Consider the following 18,224-nt stretch of genomic DNA (forward strand, 5'->3'; position numbering starts at 1 on the left):
CCTGTGTCTTTGGTTGAAATCAAAAAAGAAGGACCGATTGATAAAGGAGTCACTCGCAACAAAGTGCTCGACTTTGATCAAGGACTGGTGATCAACCTGCAAATCAAAGCCGGGGAAACTGTCCCCCGCCACCATGCCAACACCGATGTGATTGTTTATGTGGCAAGCGGGGAAGTCCTCTTTGGTGTGGAAGAAAAACGGCACCACATGAAAGAAGGATCGTTGCTGCATATGAAACCCTTTGAAAAGCATGACATTGAAGCGCTTCAGGATGCGAGCCTGCTGGTGTTTAAAATCGGCTCCAATCCCCGTTGCAGTTTATGATCATAAAAAAACGGACGGCCATCAGCCGCCCTTTTTTATTGTCCGGAAACTGCATAATAACGGCTCCAAGGAGTCGCCGTCTCCCGGATGGCTTTGGCAACGCGGTTCAAGTTGTCCAGCCCTTCGGTGGAAAGCCAATGATGGAAAGCGGCTTCCCCTTCCTCCGCAAACGGTTGCACCCCTTCTTTCCAGACCGCTCTCCCGCATAAACATCCGCAAAAGCGAGATCCGGCCTGTTTGGCAAAATGAAGCGTCTCGATAAACTGATCATGGGATACCCCTCCGCTTAAATAAACAAAAGGAACGCCGCTTTTTTCAGAGCATCGGTCATAGGCTTCGGCCGCTTCTTCTTGCCTGAATACAGGCTCCGCCTTCCCGCCGCAGCAACCTTCAATATAGTAAACAGGCACCGGCGCTTCCACTTTTAACAGATCCACCCCGTAACACGCTTTCGAAAATTCTTCCATGAAATACTCAATCATCCGGGGTTTGATTTTGGCAAATTCCCTGCTTTTCTCCGGAATTCCGCCGGCACTGTAAGAAACGGGCTCCAATATAAACAACAGATCGTTTTGCTTGCACTCGTCGCCAACCCGTTTGATCCAGGCTTTTTTCACGGCATTCACTTTTTTTTCTTCATACGGGTCATAATAGACTAACAGTTTCAGCGCGTCGACGCCTTCACGCACAAAATCTTGGACGGCATACCGGTCCACCAATGCAGGCAGGCGCCCCTTTTGCGAGGCATCATAACCCGTTTTCTCATAAGCCATGATCAAACCGGTCTCTTGATTTAACTTTCCGGCTGCCTCCCAACCGTATTCCGGATCCAGCAATAGCGCAGAAGACCGGTTGCCCAGCACTTCACTGACCGCTGCTTTAAACCGGGTTAATCCTTCGGCATAAGGAACATTCGGATTGAATGACCGGATCATTTTTCCCAACGAGCCGCGCTGATCCATCGCCATTGCAAAAATGATCTGATTTTCGTCTGAAATGGCTTCCAACCCTTTTTGTTTCCCGGGCGATAACTTTCTCATCGGTTTCCCTCCTCGTCTGCCAGTCCCTCATGAACGGTTTCGATTCGGATCTCTTTCATGCAACCGTTCAATTTCCGCGGATCGATATAACCCGTTTTTTCTTCCATGGCATTCAACACGCCCATGGACAAGCTGAACCGGATCAGCCGCTCACCGTCGAAGCCGCGGGCCATCCCCGCCGCAAAACCGGCAATGACCGAATCGCCCGATCCGACCGGGTTTTTCGGCTCGATGCGGGGGACTTTGGCCCGGTAAAAAACCCCTTTATGTTTGATCACGGCGCCCTTTTCCCCCAAGGTGACGACAATCCAGGGAACTCCTGCCAACAGGGGCGATTTCAACGCCCCGGTCAGACGGGAAAGAGAATCCAACCCGGTGCCAAGCATATCGTTCAGTTCATCCTGATTGGGTTTGATCAGGTAAGGCTTTTTCCCCGATGCCAACACTTTTTTCAGCAAACTTCCTTTGGTGTCCAGCAAGACCGGGACACCCCGGGCTTTGTCCAGCAATTGTTCATAAAAGCGCTCCGGCACCCCTTTGGGCAAACTTCCGGAGATCGTGATCACCTTCGATTTGACCGAGTATTCCGAAAAACACCTTAAAAACCGCTCCTGCTCGCTTTTTTCAATCACCGGTCCGCTTTCCAATATCTCCGTCTGAAGCCCTTGATGAAGGATGGCAATGCAATTGCGGGTCCGGCCCCGGATGGGAACGAAAGCATCCCGGATGCCCAGTTGCGCGATCTCCGAACGGATATAAGCGCCCAGTTCCCCGCCGAGAAATCCGGACACAGCCACCGGCTCTCCCAATTGCCGCAAAACCCTCGCCACATTCAATCCTTTTCCCCCGGCCGTTTTCGAAACATGCTCCACCCGGTTGACGGTCCCCGTCCGGAACGAATCCAGTGTGTACCGGATATCGACCGAAGGATTTAATGTAATTGTCAAAATCAATCGCGATCCCTTCCCGTTTTTATACCGGTTATCCGGCGATGGTTTCTTTTTCTACTTCATATTGCCGGTTCCGTTTTTTCATTTGCTTGAGATACCAGACAAACAACAGAATGTAAGCCGCAAATGCGAGTGCGGTCAGCAATAAATTTTGCATGTTCCAATTCCCGCCCAGCTTGCCGACCAAGATCGCCAGGAATTTTTCCACCGGTCCCTCCAACGTGGAATGCGTGATCATCACATTGGCGGCCACATTTTCCGGAAATGCACCGACCGCTTTGGCCGTTTGTGTAAAAAACGGGGCAATCGCCGTTCCTGACAAGAAAAACACCGGAATCATGACTGATCCGATCAAAATCATGCGGATGATTTTCCCGCGTGTCACCACCAGCAAAGCCGGTGTCAAACCGATGGCGATGATTCCTCCCAACGGGAGGATTTTGTTGCCGGGAAAAATCAAGGCGATCAACAGCATAATCGGAGCCAGCACATTGGCCGCCGCCCACATCTCCGGCCGGGCCGCCAGAAAGGGCCAGTCGATTCCGATATGAAAAGTCCTCCCTTTTAACCGTTTGCTCATAAAATTGGTGATGCCCTGTGATAACGGTTCCACCGCCGAAATGAACCATTGCCCGATGACCGAAAAGAGTTCGAGGGCCACTCCGCCGATAAAAGCCAAGGTAAAGATGGTTTTTACCGGTTGTTGTCCCAACAGGCCGACAAAAAAGCCCAGATAGATTCCGATGGCAAATTTGTTTCCCCAAAAACCGATTTTTTTATTTAAAGTGGCAGCGTCAAAATCAAACCGGTCGATAAACGGAAACCATTTGTCAAAGATTTTGTCAATCACCATGATCAACGGGTTCAACATGAAGTTCAAATGGGTGGTCGTGGTCGGATTGGTCCGGGGCATGTCCAACAACTCATTAAACGTTGGTTTCATGATATCGGCATTGATCAATTTCATCACACCCAGCAAAATGACAAGCAATGTGGCCAACAGCAGGTTATCCGAATAATGCATGACAATCAAACCGACCACCGACAAGTGCCATACATTAAACAGATCCACGTCCAGCGTGTTGGTTTTGTTCAAAGCAAGCAGGACAAGGTTGACCACCACCAGGACAAACAAAAAATACAAAGTGTATGCCGAACCCCATGTAATCGTTGCCAAAGGAGCCCAACCCACGTCCGTGATCGAAAGTTCAATCCCGGTTGATTTTACAAAACTCTCCAGCACTGGAGAAAAATGACTTGTTAAAATGTCAATGACAATCCCCATGCCGGTCAACGCAATCGCCAATTTCAATCCGCCCTCTGCCGCCTTGCCGGCCGGAACGCGCATGAGAACCGCCAAAAGCGTTAACAGGATAAACATCATGGGCGCGGCTCCCAAATCAATGACCGGTTCAAAAATAAGATTGGCAAACCGGATGATCGAATCCAACCCGATTCCCCCTTTCTCCCTGACTCAACGTTTTTTCAACGATTTGATAACGCTTTCCAATTCTTCAAAGACAGGATCCGCCATTTGAGAAATCCGGTAGAGAATCGGCCCGGCTTCCACGATGGGAATGGAAATCTCAAAAGGAAGTTTCGGTTTGGATATCGGTGCAAAAATATCATATTTGGCCAAGATCTCTTCCGTGATGTCTTTCATCACCATCGTATCCACTTGGACGTCATATCCGCGTTTTTTCATCTCCTCTTCAATGCCGGTTTTGATTTGGTGACTGGAATTGATCCCGGCACCACAGGCCGCCAAAATTTTAATCATCGGAAACACTCCTTCCGCTTTCATGACTGGTGAAAAAACGGTAAATTTCCGCCGGATCCTCCAATTGATCCAATCGTCTCATCCGCTTTTCATCGGTGAAAATCTCCATCAGATAGGATAACATCCGGCTTTGCTGTTCTTTTTCATGATTCACGATAAAAAAGAGATATCTCACCTTGATTTCCTTTTCCGGCGCCATCATGTTCCTGAACGGGATTTCGTGATTCAGTTTGACAACCGCAAGGGCTTGATCCGCACAATATTCGGCTTCCGTATGCGGTATCGCAACATTCGGCAAATCCCCGGCCACCGGACTCAAATCCAGCCCCGTGGGGTAATCGGCCTCCCGTTGGATCAACGATCGGACAAACCCGGGCTTTACCAGCCCTTTCCCGCACAAAATGCCGCCAATATGGCGAAAAACTTCTTCCGGTGTTTTTGGGTCACAAAAAAAGATCAAGTCTTGGCGAAAGAATGATGGCATCGGTTCAGACCCTCCATTTCCGCCGGTTTCACCGGTCGGCATATTCCCCCCGGTTCCACTTCTCAATCAAGTCGTCAAAGAGGCGTTCATCTTGCGCCGGATCCTTTCCGGCAAGGAATGCATCAATTTGTTGATTCGTTTGTTCATTTTCTGCCGATGGCTCATATTCCGTTTCCAAAAATGCATCCACAATTCTTTCGATCAGCCCGATTCCCACAATCCGCCCGCCGATGCCGAGCACATTGGCATTCAGCTTCTCCCTCGCATATCGGGCCGCTTCCACATCCTCCACCAAAGCTGCCCGGATGCCTTTTAATTTGTTGGCACTGATGGTGATCCCCACTCCCGTGCCGCAAAGAACAATGCCCAGATCGGCGTCCCCATCGGCAACTTTTTTCGCCGTTTTCACCCCGTATACGGGATAATGGGTCCGCTTCTTGTCATAAGTGCCGTTATCGGTCACCTCGTGCCCTCTTGCTTCCAAATATTTCACGAGATGGTCTTTGATCTCCGTGACAATGTGATCACAGCCGATGGATATCTTCATCGTTCCCCTCCTCAGCACTGCCGGTTCAGCATGTCGACTCGGATTTGATGTCTTCCGCCGTCATATTCCTGCTCCACAAAAACCCGGCTGATCTTTCGGGCCAGCGTTTTCCCGACCATGCCGCTTCCGATGGCAAGGATATTGGCGTTGTTGTGTCTCCGGGTCATCTCGGCCGAATGTTCATTGCATACATGGGCGCAAATGATGCCTTTGTGTTTATTGGCGGCCATGAATGAACCAATCCCGTATTCATCAATGATGATGCCGCGGTCTGCCCGTTGGTCCCGGACCGCTTTGGAAACCCGGACCGCCGCATCCACAAAATCCAGATCCGGTTCCGGCGTCACATCCCGGACCGGATATCCCAAGCTTTGGAAATAAGCGATCAGGTCTTGTTTCATTTCAAACCCCTTGGCATCACTGCCGATGGCAATTTTCATGCGGCAACCTCCCGTCAGCAAATGATTTGGCACTGATCTTTGTATAACTTCTGATAAAGGGGCGGAATGTCCGGATCCGTGATAATTCCCGTAATCTCTTGAACATGGCAGATGATTTGGAAAGCCCGGACCCCGAATTTGCTGCTGTCTGCCACTACATACTTCTCTGCGGAATTTTCCAGCACGATCCGCTGAAGCGCCCCTTCTTCCTCATCCGCAGTGGTGATGTGTTCGTCCGCAATCCCGTTGGTCCCGATAAAAGCTTTTTGCACTTTGATATCCCGGATCCATTTGCCGGCAAAATACCCGACAAACGTTTTTGTCCTTTCCCGCAGCCGGCCGCCCACCAACACCACGTGAAAATTTTTGTTTTCCTGAAATTTGTTAAAAATGGTGATGGAGTTGGTAATGACGTTCAGAGAAGGAGCCTGGATATAATCATAAATCAATTCGGTCGTCGTTCCGGGTCCGATAAAAACGGTATCATCCGGTTTGATCAATTCGGCGGCTTTCTTGGCCACATACTTTTTCTCCCTGATATTCAACGTTTTCTTCTCGTCATGGGACAGCTCGATATACCCGCCCGGGGGCTTTTTCCTGGCACCGCCATGAACCCGGATGATCCGGCCCTGTTCCTCCAAAAATTGAAAATCGCGCCGGATCGTCATTTCGGTTACGCCCAAGCGCCTGGCGGCTTCATTCACTTTTAAAAACATGTTTTCCTCAATCATTTCCAAGATCCGCTTATGCCTCTCTTGCTTGAGAATTCGGATCCCCCCGCTTTCTATTGTTCGAAAATGTTCTTTTTTGTTTTCATTTATCATTATATAATCGGAATTATATTTTTTCAATATAAAAAATTAAGAAAATTATATACACAAAAAAGGTCGCCGGCAGACACTCCTGCCAACAACCCTTTTGCACCTACGAACCAAAAAACTCTTCCCGCAAAAAATGGTATAATCCATTCTCGTCATACGGAAGTTTCGTCACTTCATCCGCATGCTCTTTGATTTCATCCGCGGCGTTTTGCATGGCCACCGCACGAGATGCTAACTTAAACATCGAAAGGTCATTTTCGCTGTCGCCAACGGCCATCAAATGGGCGGGCGCAAGCTGATATTCTTTTAACACCAGACTCAACCCGTATGCCTTCGACACCTGGTCCGCCATGATTTCACAATTATGCCTGGAAGAAGACAAAAGGGTAAACGGCGTGCGGTTTTTCATCCGCTCCAATGCATTCCGCCATTTCCGGATGTTCCCGGGCTCCATACTGAAAAAATAAATTTTGACGATATCTTCATCCACCAAATGATCCAGCCAGACCATTTTTTCTTTTAAAGCGGCTTTCCGGGAGAGCCATTCATTTTCAAACAACGTGTCAGGCTTTTCCTTGAACACTTCCTCCATCATCCGCTCTTTCTCTTTTGCCAGGGCAAAACGGACGCCTTCAGCCGTATGAACTTCATAATAGATATTCTCCTGTCCGGCTTGAAAAACAGCCTCTCTCACGACGGACGGATCCAAGGTGCGGCGGGAAATGATCTGGTCCCCGATATAAGTCACCGCCCCGTTGGCCGTCACCACCCCGTCGATTTCCAGATGTTCCGGAAGAACCCGCCGGACTTCAGGAAAAGTCCGGCCGGTCGCAACAAAAATCCGGATCCCCGCCTGCTTGAGTTGTCTGAACAGATCGACCAATTCCGGCTCCACCTGACTGTTTACATTCAACATCGTCCCGTCCATGTCCAGTGCAATCGCTTTGATCTCTGACCGGTTTCTTTCCATGGCCCTCCCCTTTCTCATTCTGTTGGTACATACATGCTATCATACACATCCCCGGCAGTTTGCTCAACTTTGCGCCTGCATCCCCCTGCATCTTCATTCCTTGCTTGGTGCGAATCATCCTGGTTAAAGTTTGTTTGTGTTGCAAACTGATTTGTGATGTCAGGCGAACTGAAATGCGTTTTGCACACGGACATTGGACGCTTCAGTCGCATCCGTCCGTTCTCTCTTTGAAAATTTCCATCCTCTCCGACAGCATCAGCATTTGTTTCAAAAACCACAGCAAACCAAAAGATCCAAGCCTGAAAAGACTTGGATCCAAAATCCGGGCCACAAACGTTATTTTAATTCCGGCCAGTATCCCCGGTTGGCTTCCATCAGGTCATCCAGCACTTTTTTCGCCACTTTGGCACTGGGGACGGTTTTGGACAGGATCAACGCCTGCCACAACTTTTGGTAACTGCCTTCGATGTAGGCTTGGACCACCATTTTTTCCACGGTAACTTGTTGAAGCATCAATGCTCTTTGGAATTCGGGAATTTTCCCCTGACTGAGCGGTTCCGGGCCGTCAGAGCCGACAATGCACGGGACCTCAACCATGGCATCATCATCAAAGTTGGCAATGGAACCGTTATTTTCGACAATCATGATCATCCGCTCATGGGTGTTGAATGCAATGGCCCGGGCCAGATCGACGATGAAGGTTGCATGGCTGCCGATGGCAAATTCACTTCCTTCCGCCGTCCCTTTTTCAATTATTTCTCTGGCGGCGGAAAAGACATTCTTCTCTCTTCCGTCCATCACTTCATTGGCTCGCGTGTATTTGGGGTTGGCGCTTTCAACCACTTCATCGGGATAGAAATAATATTTTAAATACGTGTTGGGCAAAAACCGCGGGTCGACCGCCAACAAATCTTTTGCTTTTTTATGCGTTTCTTGCCAGCTGGGATCCATGTGCTGGGTATCGACTTCGATCTGGGTCAAATAACCGTTTTCTTTCACATATTCGCGGATTTGCGGCAGGTATTCATTGCCTTCCTTGTCTTTGACGCTGGTCCACCAACCGAAGTGATTCAACCCGAAATAACGAACATCCAACTCTTTCGGCGTTTTGCCGATAATCTGGGACATTCTCCGGAGGGTTCCCACCGGCATGTCGCAAATGTTCAGCACTTTGGCGTTCGGGCGGAGAATCCGGCAGGCTTCGGCCACGATGGCGGCCGGATTGGAATAGTTTAACATCCATGCATCCGGGGAGTATTTTTCCATCCAATCGATTAATTCAATCATCGGTCCGATGCTGCGCATGCCATAAGCAATGCCTCCGGGACCGCACGTTTCCTGGCCGACCACCCCGTGTTTGAGCGGAATTTTTTCATCCAGCTCGCGCATTTCATATTTCCCGACCCGGATGTGGGCAAAACAGAAATCGATGTCCGTGAATGCTTCTTCCGGATCGGTGGTGTAAGTGTACTCGATCTCCGGCGCACGTTCGTTCAACACGATTTTCAAGGCTTCCCCGATCATGTGTTGCCGCTTTTCGTCGTTATCGTATAATTTCAATTTCCGAATCGGAAACGTTTCCAAATGATCCAACAGCATCATGACGATTCCCGGTGTATAAGTGCTTCCTCCGCCTGCAATCACAATGGAAAACTTTTTCATCACCATCTCTTCCTTTCTGTGAGTCATTCTTGACCGGCGCGTCCCAAATACCGGTCCACGGCTTTCCGGATGTTTGTCACCTGCAATCCGTAAACCACTTGCACGTTTTGGTCGCGAATAATCACTCCGCTGGCACCGGTTTCATTTTTCAAAACCGTTTCATCCACCTTCTCCGGATGAACCAATGTCAACCGGAGACGTGTGTAACAATTGGTCACCGTTTGGATGTTTTCCGCCCCGCCAAGCGCCCGGACAATGACACCGGCCACATCAGATGTCTCCTTGGATGCTTGTCCTTCCTCCCGGTTCCGCTTCTTTTTCTCCTGGTAATCCTTTTTGGAATACAACCGGACTTCCTGTCCTTTTTCTTCCCGGCCGATCGTTTGAAAATTAAATTTGACAATCAGGAAACGGAAAACTACGTAATAAATGACAAAGAACAACAGTCCAACCAACACATACAACGGCCAACCGGTTTTCTGAATGCCAAGCGGCAGGTTGTAAAGCAAAAAGTCAATCATCCCGTTGGGCCCGATGGCGCGCACATCCAGCAGGTTGAGAACCACCATGCTGAGCCCGCTAAAGACGGCATGCACCGCAAACAACAACGGCGCCACAAACATAAAGGAAAATTCAATCGGTTCGGTCACCCCGGCAATGAAGGAAGTAAACGCCGCCGGAAGCAACACGGCTTTGGCTTTGGCTTTGTTTTCAGGCTTGGCCGTGTGGTACATCGCCAGGCACGCCCCGATCAACCCAAACATCTTGGAAATGCCCCGCGCATCCCAGATCACGCTCTCCGAAAGCCGGGTAACCCCCGGATTGGCAATCTCCGCATAATAAATGTTCCGGGCTCCTTCGTAAATTTGCCCGCCGACTTCGGCCACTCCCCCCAGCGAAGTGTACAAAAACGGGGTATACACCAAGTGGTGCAATCCGGTCGGGATGAGCAGGCGTTCCAACGCCCCGTACAAAAAGATCCCAAAACTCCCGCTCCGTTGAATCAGCGTCCCCAAACTGTGGATCCCGCTTTGGAAAAAAGGCCAGATGTACATCAAGACACCGGCCAACAACACCACCGTCGGAATCAGGAGGATAAAGACGAAACGGGATCCGCCGTAAATTTGAAAAGCGCCTTTGAATTCCGTATCGATCCACCGGTTATGAATAAAAGCGGTTACAATTCCGAGAATAATTCCCAAAAATACACCCATATCCAGAATTTGCACGCCCAAAACCAGGGTTTGCCCCGTTCCTTGCAGCGATTCCGCCTCCACCAGCCGGCCGCTCAATTCCATAAACTTGTTCATCGCATGAACAAAAACCAAATACCCCAACAAGGCGGTGAACCCTGCGACCGGCTTTTCTTTCCGGGCCAGGCCGACGGTGATTCCCACACAGAAAATGAGTCCCAGGTTGCCCAGAATGGAAACTAGGGATCCGGCCAATATGGAGCCAAATCCGGTTGTCACCGGGTTGTTCATCAAAGGAACGGTTTCCAAGAGTTTGGGATTGGTCAACAAATTTCCAAGTGCGATCAATATCCCCGCGATCGGCAGAATCAAGACGGGGATAAACATCGCTTTGGAAAACCGCTGCATGGCTTCCATCAGCTTTGCCTTCATGGTGACACCTCCAGTTCAGTGGTTCGGACTTGACTCCAGTTTATAGCGTAAGCGCTTCCTTGTATATGTTTTGGCAAACGAAAAAAACGTGTTTCACAAATTGAAACACGTTTCATCCGTCTTTGGGTGCCATCCGGTCGAAATACTCCTTGAAAATCAGTTCAAACAGCATCAGCAACCGGGGAAAAAAGATGTTTGGCAACATATTCCGGTCATCCAGCTCATAATTATCCACGATTTTAAAATTGAGATCCGAAAGTTCCGCTGCCCGGTTCTCCGTTTCTTTGGTGAACGACACGGTAAAGATTTGATGTTCTTTGGCCGCCTGCAGTTTATCGATCACCAGCTGGGTTTCGCCGGATTTGGAAATCGCCACCAACGCTCCGATGTCTTCCAAATTGTTTTCAAACACCCCGACAGAGTCCGTCCCGCTGGCGATAATCGTCTTCTTTCCCAACACCAACAGCTTTTTGTACAAATATTCCGCCGCAATCGCGGAAAATCCGGTGGCATAAATAAAAATCAATTTTTTCCGCAATTGGAGCACCCGGTCGATAAACCGTTCAATATCCTCCATGGTGTTGTACTGAAAAAAATCTTGCGGACGGATTTCCGGAAAATCCTTTCTCCTCCCGCCCGGCCGGACTTCCATCTTTTTCACTTGTGGCAGAAGTTGGTAATACATATCGACAAACCCGGTGTAGCCCAACTTTTTGGACAAACGGATGACCGTGGCGGGCGAAGTGTAATTGGCTTTGGCCACCTTGCGGACACCCATTTGCAAGACCGTGTCAATATGTTCGATGATGTATTGCAAAATTTGTTTATCCAATTCCGTCAGATTTTTTCCATGAAACATTTTACGAAGATCGATCAAGGATTTTCAGCTCGCTTCATCCGGGTGGTTTGTTGCTTAAATTTCATTATAGCACAAGCCTGTCCCCCCGCCGTTTTTGGCAAGAAGCCGACAAAAAAGCACCTGTCCGCGGGTGAAACAGGTGCCTGAAAAAACGAATAAATCACCACCAGGGGGTACAACGGGTTTCCAACTGATAATCCTCATCGTAGACACAAACTCTGAACGCTCTGTCCGAACTAGCGGAAGCCGGATAGGCCCATGTGAAATTTCCGGCGCCACTGGTTGCCTGAAATTCATCCGGAACCCGGTCGCCATCCAAATCCACTTGGAAGTGCAACAATTCGTAATCCCCTGCTTCCAATCTCCCCCATCCATACTGAACGCCATTGTAGTATCCTGTGCGAAGCTCACCGTTTCCAACGGTGTACACCGTGGACCGGTTGGAAGTGCAATTGGCATCTTCCAGCCAAGTCCCTTGAAAAGTGCAAGCCAGGACTCCTGACTGATTTCCGGCTGCTTTTGCCGCCACCGGTGCCCCGATCAGACACAACGCCAAAGCCAACGACAAGAACAGAAGATTTTTGATTTTGTTCACCGTTCCGCTCCCTTCATTACCGGATACATCCCTCATTATAAGACATTCTATTCAGAAAATAAAGAAAAATGGGTTGCCCCCGGGTTCCACCACGGGGGGCATTCGGTCAATACAAATGCATATATTGTTCACGTTCCCAAGGATGGACATTGGTCCGGAACATATCCCATTCAATTTCCTTGGCTTCCAAAAAGTGCGTAAGCGCGTGTTCGCCCAATGCTTCCACCATGACCGGATCTTTTTGCAATTCGATCAGGGCTTCTTTCAGGCTGGCCGGCAGATCTTCGATTCCGGCTTCACGCCGTTCTTGTTCATCCATGACATAAATGTTCCGATCCGTTTGTTCCGGAAGCGGAAGCTGATTTTTGATTCCGTCCAACCCGGCTTTTAACATCACCGCCAAAGCCAGGTAAGGATTAGCCGCAGGGTCGGGGGAACGAACCTCAATGCGGGTGCTCAGACCGCGGGAAGAAGGAATCCGCACCAAGGGACTGCGGTTTTTCGGCGACCATGCGACATAACAAGGCGCTTCATAACCCGGAACCAGTCGTTTGTAAGAGTTGACAATCGGGTTGGTGATCGCTGTAAATGCACGGGCATGCTTTAAAATCCCCGCCAGGAAATGCCGGGCAGTTTCACTCAGGCCCAATTCATCGGAAGGATCATAAAAGACATTTTCCTTGCCGCGAAACAGCGACATATGGCAGTGCATACCGGAACCATTGACGCCAAAAAGCGGCTTGGGCATAAAAGTCGCATGCAATCCGTAGCGGCGTGCCACGTTTTTGACCACCAGTTTGAATGATTGGATATGGTCGGCCGTTGTCACCGCATCCGCATATTTGAAGTCGATTTCATGCTGCCCGGGTGCCACTTCATGGTGGGAAGCTTCGACTTCAAAGCCCATTTTGTCCAGCGTCAACACGATATCGCGGCGGCAGTTTTCCCCGAGATCCACCGGAGCCAGATCGAAGTATCCGCCTTTGTCATTCAAATTGAGTGTGGGCTCTCCGTTTTCATCGGTTTTAAACAGGAAAAATTCCGGTTCGGTTCCCACGTTGAAAGAGGTGAATCCCATTTCTTCGGCTTCTTTGAGAACACGCTTTAAGATACCCCGGGGATCCCCTTCAAAAGGCGTGCCGTCCGGATTGTAGATATCACACATGATTCCGGCCACTTTGCTGCCGTTCACATCATTTCCCCACGGGTAAATCACGAATGAATCCAAATCCGGATAAAGCAGCATATCCGACTCTTCAATTCGCACAAACCCTTCAATGGAGGAACCGTCAAACATCATTTTGTTGTCCAATGCTTTTTCCAATTGGCTCCGGGGAATTTCCACGTTTTTAATGGTTCCCTGCAAGTCGGTAAAAATCAGACGGATGTAAGCGACATTTTCCTTCTCAACAATTTGCATAATGTCTTCTTTGGTATGCTTCGCCACAGTTTATTCTCCCTTCTGAGAAATTGTTCAATGTCGGAAAAAACGGCTCAGCTCCCCGTGATTAAGCAGGAAACGCCCGGGACGCCCGGGTTCGATGATCTGTCTTTTCAAGAGGCGTCTCAATTCTTTTTCCGACAGCTCTTTTCTTGCCTTACGCGCTTCTTTCTCCGCTTCCTGAACCCGTTCAGACTGACTGAAGAGTTCCCGGATTCCCGCGATGTTGACCCCTTTTTCCAGATAAGACTTGATTTGCAACAACCGATCAACATCATTGAAAGAAAACAATCGTTGGTTCCCTTTGGTTCTCTGGGGACGGATCAATCCTTGTTGCTCGTAATAACGGATTTGTCTCGGACTCAGCTCCGTCAGTTTCGTCACGATCCCCATCGAAAAAAGCGGCATGTTCCGTCTTTTTTCATCACGAAAATCCATGGGAAACGCTCCCTTCATTCTCGGGATTGTTACCTCATAATCCTATTTTATTCACGTCAGCTTTTTTAGTCAATACATGTCAGTTTTTCTTACATGGTTTTCAGGCAGGTATAAAAAAATCGTTCTCCCCGGAGGAAGAACGATTTTTCATCAAAACACCAACACCAAAAACCAGATCATCAATCCGGTCATGACAATCAACTTTGTCAAAATCCCGCCCAAAAAACCGACCAAGGTTCCATAGGCGATTTGGAGTGCTTTGGAAAAAGATTTTTTAAACAGCAATTCTAGTACAAACACACACAAAAAAGGTCCGACAATCACGCCGACAGGCCCCATGATAAACGGGAAAAGAACGACCCCCACAATCGCGGCGGTGACGGAAGCCGCGTTGCCGCCGTATTTTTTCACCGCCACACTGCTGGAAAAATAATCAACCAGAATCAGCAAGATGGCGAGGATCAAAGTGGTAATCCAAAACCCGAACCCCAACGGTTCGGAATCGATCAAAAAGTGATAAACCGCAAACCCTGCAATCATCAGCGGGGCATCCGGCAAAGCGGGGGCAACCAGACCGACATAAGCAAGAATAAAGAGCAAAATAATAATTGCCCACCAAAGCATGTCCATATAACAAGCTCTCCCTTCACACCTGCAGTGTTCCGTCTATCTGTCCGGTTTCCAATATGAAATCCATGGCTTTGGCCATGCCGATCTTCACATGCGAATAGGTGAGTCCTCCCTGCATGTAAGCAATGTATGGTGCACGGAGGGGCCCATCCGCCGACAGCTCAATGCTGGCACCTTGCACAAACGTTCCGGCCGCCATGACCACTTCGTCCTCATAGCCGGGCATTGGCGAAGGCACCGGCAAAATATGCGCATCAACGGGCGATGCCGATTGAATCCCCTGGCAAAAAGCCACCAGTAACTCCGGCGTTCCCAGATACACTTGCTGAATGATATCCGTGCGCGGCTCTTCCCATCCCGGCGTGGTTTGAAAACCGGCTTCCTCCAAAAATGCCGCGGCAAAAACGGCTCCTTTCAATGCTTCGGCAACCACGTGCGGAGCCAAAAACAATCCTTGATAATAATCGTGCATATAGCCGTGGGTGGCTCCCCCTTCGGTTCCGATGCCGGGTGCCACCAGCCGGGATCCGGCTCGTTCCACCCACTTTTCCGCTCCGGCGATGTATCCCCCGGACTTCGCTATCCCTCCGCCCGGATTTTTGATCAAAGACCCGGCGATCAGATCCGCTCCCACTGCAGTCGGTTCTTTGGACTCAACAAACTCACCGTAACAATTGTCCACAAAAACAACCGCCTGCGGGCAGATTTCCCGGATTTTCCGGATCATCGTTTCAATCTCCCGGATGGAAAAAGACGGACGGTCGGCATAACCCCGGGATCGCTGGATGGCAACCATCTTGGTTTTCGGGCTGACCGCTTCACGAAAGGTGTCCCAATCAATCCGTTGTCCTTCTGCCAGCGGGATCTCCCGATATTCAATGCCGTAATCCCTGAGTGAACCGGAACCGTCTTGATATGAACCGATCACTTGATGCAGCGTGTCATAAGGACGGCCCGTCAAATAGATCAGCTCGTCCCCCGGACGCAACACCCCGTACAAACAAGCGGCAATGGCATGGGTGCCGGAAATGATGTTCGGACGGACCAAAGCTTTTTCTGCACCGAAGACCCGCGCAAATACCGCTTCGAACGTTTCTCTGCCCAGATCATCATACCCGTAACCGGTTGAAGAATGAAGGTGAATTTCACTCACTTTCATTTCCCGGAAGGCTTCCAGCACCTTCCACTGCATAAAATCGGCATTTTGACCGATCTTTTTAAGCACCGGTTCAATTTTTTCCTCTGCAGTTTGGACTTTTTTTTCAATCCATGCTCCATGTTTCAATGTTTCAAACACAGTCATCATTCCTGTTACTCGTTTATTGGATTTGAATCCGGCTTTTCAACTCCCCGGGCAACTGATCAAAATCAGCGGGAGAAAGGCGAAACTTTATAACCATCATCAAATCGTCCGTATTCGATTCTATCATTTCCGCTTTATGATGCAACAGCGAAATCCAGTCTCCCCGCATGACCGGGATTTCCGCCTGACCGATGATCATCTCTTGTTGCAACGCCTGCTCCACACGTGCCTTCAACCGGTTCAGATCCTGTTCGTTGAAAGCAGAGATCAAGAGATGATCCGGATCCCAGCCTTCAGGCACTCTCCGCTCCAGCCGGTCCGCTTTGTTCCAGACCATTAAAACCGGGATGTCCGCGGCATTCAGATCAGTCAAGACCTGCTCCACGGCCTCCACCTGCTCCATTGCTTCCGGGTGGGAAGCATCCACCACATGCAACAACAAATCCGCTTCCTTCACCTGTTCCAACGTCGAGCGGAAAGCGGCGATCAAATGGTGCGGCAGTTGCCGGATAAACCCGACGGTATCCGTCAGGATCACTTCCTTGCCGGAGGGAAGCACCAGCTGGCGGGATGTCGGATCCAATGTGGCAAACAACCGGTTTTCGGACAGCACGCCCGCACCTGTCAGTTGATTTAACAAAGTCGATTTTCCGGCATTGGTGTATCCCACCAAGGCCACCTGCGGGATGCCGTTCTTTTTCCGGCGTTCCTGATGCAACTTGCGGTGTTTTTTAATTTCCGCAAGCTGTTTGGTCAGAACGCTGATTTGGCGGCGGATGTGGCGGCGATCCGTTTCCAGTTTCTTTTCCCCGGGGCCGCGGGTTCCGATGCCGCCGCCCAGACGGGACATCGCTTTCCCTTTTCCGGCCAGGCGGGGCAGCAAATATTTCAACTGGGCCAGTTCCACCTGAATTTTTCCTTCTTTGGTCCGGGCCCGTTGCGCAAAAATATCCAAAATCAATTGCGTGCGGTCGATCACTTTGCAAGGGATCAACTCTTCCAGGTTTCGAAGCTGCGCAGGGGAAAGCTCTTGGTCAAAAATCACCAGGTCTGCCTCGTTTTCTTCCGCCATGCGGGCGATTTCTTCTGCTTTTCCCCGCCCGATATACCAAGCCGGGTCAATCCGGTCCCTGAATTGAAGCACCTGGCTGACCGGAACCGCTTGCGCCGTTTCCGCCAGACTCTTTAACTCTTCCAAAGTGGAGCGCAAGGACCATTCCTGTTTTTTCGTGCCGCACCCCACCAAAATCGCTTTCTCTTTTCCTTCCAACTCCTGAATACGCACTCAACCCTTTCTTACACCAGATACTGATGAGGCATTTTTTCATTATACCATGAACTGTTTTTCAGATCGTCAAACCGCAAATCCTCACTTCTTAACGTCATCAATTCCTCTCTGGTCACATGCGTTTTTTTCATCAGGCGCACCGCTTGATTCCGGATCGATTTTTCAATCAAATTGCGGACGTACCGGGCATTTCCAAAACCGTCCTTGGCGAGGTGAAGCTGTTGTTGCAAGTGGTTTCGCAATTTATCTTTGGCCGGCCGGGATAAGAAATACTCCCGCTCTTGCAGCATCTGCTCGGCAATCTTCATCAATTCATCCAATTTGAAATCCGGAAAATGCAAATGAATCGGAAAGCGGGAAGGAAGACCGGGATTCAAACGCAAAAATGCGTCCATTTCATTGGGATACCCCGCCAAAATCAAAATGAAATCATTTTTATAGTCTTCCATCGATTTGACCATCGTATCAACAGCTTCTTTGCCGAAATCTTTTTCCCCTCCCCGGGCGAGCGAATAAGCTTCGTCAATAAACAAAACACCGCCCAACGCCCTTCGCACATGTTCTCTTGTTTTTTGCGCCGTATGGCCGATATACTCTCCCACCAAATCCGCCCGTTCCACTTCGATCAAATGCCCTTTGGACAGCACGCCCATTTCTTTTAATAACCGGCTCAAAATCCGTGCAACCGTGGTTTTTCCCGTTCCCGGACTCCCGGAAAAAATCATGTGCAACACTTGTTGTTCGGCGCTTAAACCGGCCGCTCTCCTCTGTTTTCCGATCTCCAGCCATGCATAAATCTCTTTGATAAACTCCTTGATTTTATTCAGCCCCACCAGCCGGTCCAATTGGTCAAAGCACTCCTGCAAAGGCCCCGGTTCACCGGCCGGACAAGCCGGCTTCAACGGCTCCGTCCGCGACAAAAGCGTGTGTTTTCTTTCCGGATGGTCAAAAACCACATGAATCTGATGCTTGGCGTTTACTGTCATCACCCTTCTGCTCATTGTTTCACCTCTTCGTCCTTAATCGC

At 49.6% G+C, this 18,224-nt stretch carries 20 protein-coding genes; 1 reads left to right on the top strand and 19 read right to left on the bottom strand.

Annotated elements, in window-relative coordinates; all coding sequences use genetic code 11:
* Positions 1–3 precede the first annotated feature (3 nt).
* Positions 4–324 (top strand): cupin domain-containing protein, encoded by a 321-nt coding sequence (locus H1R82_RS11255; protein ID WP_181732570.1) that lies wholly within the window; start codon positions 4–6, stop codon positions 322–324.
* Between the two features lie 35 nt (positions 325–359).
* Here H1R82_RS11255 and H1R82_RS11260 read toward each other — a convergent pair whose 3' ends face one another.
* The 19 genes from H1R82_RS11260 to spoVK form a co-directional block, all read right to left on the bottom strand.
* Complete coding sequence (locus H1R82_RS11260; RefSeq protein ID WP_181732571.1) at positions 360–1,364, bottom strand: tagatose 1,6-diphosphate aldolase; 1,005 nt, start codon at positions 1,362–1,364, stop codon at positions 360–362.
* Positions 1,361–2,317, bottom strand: coding sequence for a 1-phosphofructokinase family hexose kinase (locus H1R82_RS11265; protein ID WP_181732572.1), 957 nt, complete (start codon positions 2,315–2,317; stop codon positions 1,361–1,363). Before H1R82_RS11265 ends, H1R82_RS11260 begins: the two co-directional genes overlap by 4 nt.
* Before the next feature lie 28 nt (positions 2,318–2,345).
* Positions 2,346–3,764 carry a PTS transporter subunit IIC gene (locus H1R82_RS11270; RefSeq protein ID WP_181732573.1) on the bottom strand — a complete coding sequence of 473 codons (1,419 nt, stop codon included), beginning with the start codon at positions 3,762–3,764 and terminating at the stop codon, positions 2,346–2,348.
* 24 nt (positions 3,765–3,788) lie between these two features.
* On the bottom strand, positions 3,789–4,094 hold the full coding sequence (locus tag H1R82_RS11275; RefSeq protein ID WP_181732574.1) for a PTS sugar transporter subunit IIB: 306 nt from the start codon (positions 4,092–4,094) through the stop codon (positions 3,789–3,791).
* Positions 4,087–4,578, bottom strand: coding sequence for a PTS sugar transporter subunit IIA (locus H1R82_RS11280; protein WP_181732575.1), 492 nt, complete (start codon positions 4,576–4,578; stop codon positions 4,087–4,089). The genes H1R82_RS11275 and H1R82_RS11280 overlap by 8 nt, the downstream gene beginning before the upstream one ends.
* Positions 4,579–4,606: 28 nt before the next feature.
* The gene (gene lacB, locus H1R82_RS11285) at positions 4,607–5,125 is read right to left on the bottom strand and encodes a galactose-6-phosphate isomerase subunit LacB (protein ID WP_181732576.1); all 519 of its coding nucleotides are present in this window, start codon (positions 5,123–5,125) and stop codon (positions 4,607–4,609) included.
* An 11-nt stretch (positions 5,126–5,136) separates the two neighbouring features.
* Positions 5,137–5,565 carry a galactose-6-phosphate isomerase subunit LacA gene (gene lacA / locus H1R82_RS11290; protein WP_181732577.1) on the bottom strand — a complete coding sequence of 143 codons (429 nt, stop codon included), beginning with the start codon at positions 5,563–5,565 and terminating at the stop codon, positions 5,137–5,139.
* 14 nt (positions 5,566–5,579) lie between these two features.
* On the bottom strand, positions 5,580–6,389 hold the full coding sequence (locus H1R82_RS11295; RefSeq protein WP_220215051.1) for a DeoR/GlpR family DNA-binding transcription regulator: 810 nt from the start codon (positions 6,387–6,389) through the stop codon (positions 5,580–5,582).
* A 100-nt stretch (positions 6,390–6,489) separates the two neighbouring features.
* Positions 6,490–7,356 carry an HAD family hydrolase gene (locus H1R82_RS11300; protein ID WP_181732578.1) on the bottom strand — a complete coding sequence of 289 codons (867 nt, stop codon included), beginning with the start codon at positions 7,354–7,356 and terminating at the stop codon, positions 6,490–6,492.
* Positions 7,357–7,692: 336 nt separating this feature from the next.
* Positions 7,693–9,024: a 6-phospho-alpha-glucosidase gene (locus tag H1R82_RS11305; RefSeq protein WP_220215053.1), complete on the bottom strand. Its 1,332-nt coding sequence runs from the start codon at positions 9,022–9,024 to the stop codon at positions 7,693–7,695.
* Positions 9,025–9,041: 17 nt separating this feature from the next.
* Positions 9,042–10,643, bottom strand: a complete 1,602-nt coding sequence (locus H1R82_RS11310; RefSeq protein ID WP_181732580.1) for a PTS transporter subunit EIIC — start codon at positions 10,641–10,643, stop codon at positions 9,042–9,044.
* A 112-nt stretch (positions 10,644–10,755) separates the two neighbouring features.
* Positions 10,756–11,520: a MurR/RpiR family transcriptional regulator gene (locus H1R82_RS11315; RefSeq protein ID WP_198058702.1), complete on the bottom strand. Its 765-nt coding sequence runs from the start codon at positions 11,518–11,520 to the stop codon at positions 10,756–10,758.
* A 142-nt stretch (positions 11,521–11,662) separates the two neighbouring features.
* Positions 11,663–12,097: a hypothetical protein gene (locus H1R82_RS11320; protein ID WP_181732581.1), complete on the bottom strand. Its 435-nt coding sequence runs from the start codon at positions 12,095–12,097 to the stop codon at positions 11,663–11,665.
* Positions 12,098–12,203: 106 nt separating this feature from the next.
* Positions 12,204–13,517, bottom strand: a complete 1,314-nt coding sequence (glnA, locus tag H1R82_RS11325) for a type I glutamate--ammonia ligase (RefSeq protein WP_181732625.1) — start codon at positions 13,515–13,517, stop codon at positions 12,204–12,206.
* Between the two features lie 54 nt (positions 13,518–13,571).
* On the bottom strand, positions 13,572–13,976 hold the full coding sequence (locus H1R82_RS11330) for a MerR family transcriptional regulator (RefSeq protein ID WP_181732582.1): 405 nt from the start codon (positions 13,974–13,976) through the stop codon (positions 13,572–13,574).
* Between the two features lie 150 nt (positions 13,977–14,126).
* A complete protein-coding gene (locus tag H1R82_RS11335; RefSeq protein ID WP_181732583.1) occupies positions 14,127–14,606 on the bottom strand; it encodes a DUF456 domain-containing protein in 480 nt (159 codons plus the stop codon).
* Between the two features lie 16 nt (positions 14,607–14,622).
* A complete protein-coding gene (locus H1R82_RS11340) occupies positions 14,623–15,903 on the bottom strand; it encodes a methionine gamma-lyase family protein (RefSeq protein WP_181732626.1) in 1,281 nt (426 codons plus the stop codon).
* A 22-nt stretch (positions 15,904–15,925) separates the two neighbouring features.
* Positions 15,926–17,194, bottom strand: coding sequence for a GTPase HflX (gene hflX / locus H1R82_RS11345; protein WP_309544826.1), 1,269 nt, complete (start codon positions 17,192–17,194; stop codon positions 15,926–15,928).
* Between the two features lie 11 nt (positions 17,195–17,205).
* Complete coding sequence (spoVK, locus tag H1R82_RS11350) at positions 17,206–18,198, bottom strand: stage V sporulation protein K (protein ID WP_181732584.1); 993 nt, start codon at positions 18,196–18,198, stop codon at positions 17,206–17,208.
* Positions 18,199–18,224 lie beyond the last annotated feature (26 nt).

It is taken from the genome of Thermoactinomyces intermedius, assembly GCF_013912365.1.
GTDB lineage: Bacteria > Bacillota > Bacilli > Thermoactinomycetales > Thermoactinomycetaceae > Thermoactinomyces > Thermoactinomyces intermedius.

Excerpts from the sequence above, each read along its gene's own strand:
- lacB (WP_181732576.1), bottom strand. The coding sequence starts at position 5,125 with ATGAAGATATCCATCGGCTGTGATCACATTGTCACGGAGATCAAAGAC.
- H1R82_RS11280 (WP_181732575.1), bottom strand. The coding sequence starts at position 4,578 with ATGCCATCATTCTTTCGCCAAGACTTGATCTTTTTTTGTGACCCAAAA.
- H1R82_RS11305 (WP_220215053.1), bottom strand. The coding sequence starts at position 9,024 with ATGGTGATGAAAAAGTTTTCCATTGTGATTGCAGGCGGAGGAAGCACT.
- H1R82_RS11310 (WP_181732580.1), bottom strand. The coding sequence starts at position 10,643 with ATGAAGGCAAAGCTGATGGAAGCCATGCAGCGGTTTTCCAAAGCGATG.
- spoVK (WP_181732584.1), bottom strand. The coding sequence starts at position 18,198 with ATGAGCAGAAGGGTGATGACAGTAAACGCCAAGCATCAGATTCATGTG.
- H1R82_RS11295 (WP_220215051.1), bottom strand. The coding sequence starts at position 6,389 with ATGATAAATGAAAACAAAAAAGAACATTTTCGAACAATAGAAAGCGGG.
- H1R82_RS11335 (WP_181732583.1), bottom strand. The coding sequence starts at position 14,606 with ATGGACATGCTTTGGTGGGCAATTATTATTTTGCTCTTTATTCTTGCT.
- H1R82_RS11330 (WP_181732582.1), bottom strand. The coding sequence starts at position 13,976 with ATGGATTTTCGTGATGAAAAAAGACGGAACATGCCGCTTTTTTCGATG.
- glnA (WP_181732625.1), bottom strand. The coding sequence starts at position 13,517 with ATGCAAATTGTTGAGAAGGAAAATGTCGCTTACATCCGTCTGATTTTT.
- H1R82_RS11300 (WP_181732578.1), bottom strand. The coding sequence starts at position 7,356 with ATGGAAAGAAACCGGTCAGAGATCAAAGCGATTGCACTGGACATGGAC.
- H1R82_RS11260 (WP_181732571.1), bottom strand. The coding sequence starts at position 1,364 with ATGAGAAAGTTATCGCCCGGGAAACAAAAAGGGTTGGAAGCCATTTCA.
- lacA (WP_181732577.1), bottom strand. The coding sequence starts at position 5,565 with ATGAAAATTGCCATCGGCAGTGATGCCAAGGGGTTTGAAATGAAACAA.
- H1R82_RS11275 (WP_181732574.1), bottom strand. The coding sequence starts at position 4,094 with ATGATTAAAATTTTGGCGGCCTGTGGTGCCGGGATCAATTCCAGTCAC.